Raw genomic sequence first — 2,619 nt, 5'->3', positions numbered from 1 at the left:
GGATGAGCGAGATGATGATCAGCCCGACGAAGGTGAAGGTGGCATCCCAGACGATGTGCCACACCACCGGAATGTCGCCCCAGTTGATCACGCCGAGCATCAGCGCCAGCGCCGCGCCGCCCAGGGCGCTGTAGCCAATGCCCAGACCGCGCGGCTGCCAGATGACGAACACCAGGGTGAGGATGAAGATGAGCAGGGCGGCGATCATGGGTGGCGTGGAATTTTGCTAGGAAATGAACGCAATCGAACGCAATCGAAATACAAACGGCAGGCCGTTCTGCCTGCCGTTTGGCGTATGCAAACCGATTATTGAACGACCGAGTCGAGATCGTCTTTGGCGCAGGACTGCGGCAAAGGCATGACCTGGGTCTTGCCGATGTCCACGATTTCCCGCTTGATCGCGGCTTCGTCCAGTCGCTCCAGCGGCAGGCTGACGAAGGCCCGCACCCGGCACATGACCTGGCGGAAGATGGTCTGAAAGGCGCGCCGCTTTTCCTCGTCGCTGCCCTCCACGGCGGCCGGGTCTTCAAAGCCCCAGTGCGCAGTCATCGGGTGTCCGGGCCAGATGGGGCAGGTCTCGCCCGCGGCCTTATCGCAGACGGTGAAGACAAAGTCCATCTGCGGCGCATCGGGTGTGGCGAACTCGTCCCAGCTTTTGCTGCGCAAGGTGTCTGTCGGGTAGCCGATGCTTTTGAGCTGCTCGATGGCGAAGGGGTTGACCGTTCCACCCGGATGGCTGCCCGCGCTATAGGCCTTGAAGCGGCCCTTGCCCAGCGTGTTGATCAGCCCCTCGCCCATGATCGAGCGGGCGGAATTGCCGGTGCACAGCACCAGTACGTTGTAAACCTTGTCCATGAAACATCTCCAAGTGGGTAAAAGATCAGCAGCAGGATGATTTGGTGGCGGAAGCGCCGCCGCAGCACGCCGTCGCCGGGCGCGGCGCCTGTGACGGCACGGCAACCGCCGCAGCTGGCACGCAGCAAGCGTCGGCATCTGGAGACTCATTGAACATGGGAATCGTGCCCAGCGTGTGATAGGTCTCCCAGGCGATGCCTACCGGGTCGTTGGCCCAGTACTTGTCGGAGCGGGCATAGCAGCAGGCGGTGCCGGTTTGTTCGATGATGCCAGCCTCGGTGGATTCGAGCCGTTGCTGCATCTCCAGCAGTTCGGCGTCGTTTTCCACCTGAATGCCCAGATGGTTCAAGCCGGGCTCGGCGCCGCGCTGCGAAATGGCGAAGTTCACCCGCGGATCGTCGAGCATCCACTTGGCATAGTCGGCCTTGCGCACCGTGGGCTCGGCGGCGAACAGGCGGCAGTAGAAGCGAATGGCGTCCTCCAGCGCGGGCACGCTGAGGTGAACATGGAAGCGTTTCATGGGTGGGTCTCCTCAACAGTTGAGCGTGTGGTGGGGGGGGCAGTTCGCCTCGACCGGGCCGCAGGGATTGCCGCCGCAGCAGTTGTCGGTGAGGTAGCCGATCAGATCATTCATGGTGGAAAAGCGCGCGGTGTAAATCACAAAGCGCCCCACCTGGCGAGACTCGACCAGATCGGCGTGGGCGAGTTCCTTCAGATGAAACGAGAGCGACGAGGGCGCAATGGCGGTGAGCTCGGCAATTTTGCCCGCAGCCAGTCCTTCGGGGCCCGCCTGCACCAAGACGCGAAACACGCGCAGGCGCGAGTCTTGCGACAGGGCGGCGAGAACAAGGAGTGCAGCTTTTGTTTCCATGTTTCAAAGTTTATGGAAACATTGAAATAATGGCAAGTGCCTTTTGGGGGGCATGCCAGCTTGGCTGGCGGCTGTCTCTGCTGCTCTCTCTGCGCTGTGTGCGCCGCAGCAAAATCTGCTTACAGGTGCAGAAAAACGACTCGCACCGACATGATGCAAGTCAAGCTCCTGCCGCCGTCCTGTAGCACACTGCAAACTCACATTCACATTTGGGAGTTGCCATGAATCCGACCGAATCGCTGAAAGACTTGCAGAAGGCCGAGCTGGAAGCCGCCGTTGCCTTGAATCAGGTGCTTTTTCGCGGCTATGAGCAACTGACCCAGTTGCAGATGCAAACCATGCGTCTCATGGCGCAGCAAGCGGCGCAGACGCTGCAATCGGCGGTCGGCAAAGGCGAGGCCCAGTCTGCGCCCGGCGCTGACTGGGCGAATGCTGCGCGCGCAGGGGGCGAAAACGTGATGAGCTACGTCGAGAAATTCGGGCAGATCGCCTCTGCAACCCAGGCCGAAATGACCGAGATTCTGCAGTCCAGACTTGAGCACCTGCAAAACAGCCTGCACGACAGCCTCGGGCAGAACACCAGCGCAGCAGCGCCCACCGGGGTTGAGCCGATGCAGGCCTTGCTGCAAAGCACCATGAACTGGACCACCCAGGCGCTCAACACTCTGCAAGACACGCAGCAGCAGGCCGCCAGGCTGATGAGCGCCCAAGCACCCAAGCCGACCGCCGCAGCAGCCAGCCGGGCGTCGGCTTCATCGGCTGCGCGCCGCAAGTGAGCGTCACTCCATTGAAACGAAAGGAGATGTGATGGATGCCTCCCTCCCTACGGGGATTGAGACAGGGGTATGAAGATGAACGTGAAACCGTTCGGGTGGAGCCTGGTCGCTGCGGTG

The 2,619-nt window shown here is 61.5% G+C and carries 5 protein-coding genes; 1 reads left to right on the top strand and 4 read right to left on the bottom strand.

Going from position 1 to position 2,619, the window contains the following annotated elements; translation table 11 throughout:
• The 4 genes from AC2VLV_RS15400 to AC2VLV_RS15385 form a co-directional block, all read right to left on the bottom strand.
• Positions 1 to 208: ArsB/NhaD family transporter (locus tag AC2VLV_RS15400; RefSeq protein ID WP_486990817.1), on the bottom strand; the 208-nt coding region annotated here is incomplete at its 3' end.
• Between the two features lie 98 nt (positions 209 to 306).
• Positions 307 to 855: an arsenate reductase ArsC gene (locus tag AC2VLV_RS15395; RefSeq protein ID WP_486990816.1), complete on the bottom strand. Its 549-nt coding sequence runs from the start codon at positions 853 to 855 to the stop codon at positions 307 to 309.
• Between the two features lie 25 nt (positions 856 to 880).
• Positions 881 to 1,375, bottom strand: a complete 495-nt coding sequence (locus AC2VLV_RS15390) for an ArsI/CadI family heavy metal resistance metalloenzyme (protein ID WP_486990815.1) — start codon at positions 1,373 to 1,375, stop codon at positions 881 to 883.
• Positions 1,376 to 1,387: 12 nt separating this feature from the next.
• On the bottom strand, positions 1,388 to 1,726 hold the full coding sequence (locus AC2VLV_RS15385) for an ArsR/SmtB family transcription factor (protein ID WP_486990814.1): 339 nt from the start codon (positions 1,724 to 1,726) through the stop codon (positions 1,388 to 1,390).
• A gap of 221 nt (positions 1,727 to 1,947) precedes the next feature.
• Between AC2VLV_RS15385 and AC2VLV_RS15380 the strand changes: the two genes are divergently transcribed.
• Positions 1,948 to 2,502 carry a phasin family protein gene (locus AC2VLV_RS15380; RefSeq protein ID WP_486990813.1) on the top strand — a complete coding sequence of 185 codons (555 nt, stop codon included), beginning with the start codon at positions 1,948 to 1,950 and terminating at the stop codon, positions 2,500 to 2,502.
• The last annotated feature ends 117 nt before the right edge of the window (positions 2,503 to 2,619 follow it).

This window comes from Thiomonas sp. TH-17, assembly GCF_057473305.1.
This window is presented reverse-complemented; position numbering and strand designations above follow the sequence as displayed.

Bases quoted from the DNA above. Each gene is read 5' to 3' on its own strand.
- AC2VLV_RS15395 (WP_486990816.1), bottom strand. From the start codon at position 855: ATGGACAAGGTTTACAACGTACTGGTGCTGTGCACCGGCAATTCCGCC.
- AC2VLV_RS15390 (WP_486990815.1), bottom strand. From the start codon at position 1,375: ATGAAACGCTTCCATGTTCACCTCAGCGTGCCCGCGCTGGAGGACGCC.
- AC2VLV_RS15385 (WP_486990814.1), bottom strand. From the start codon at position 1,726: ATGGAAACAAAAGCTGCACTCCTTGTTCTCGCCGCCCTGTCGCAAGAC.
- AC2VLV_RS15380 (WP_486990813.1), top strand. From the start codon at position 1,948: ATGAATCCGACCGAATCGCTGAAAGACTTGCAGAAGGCCGAGCTGGAA.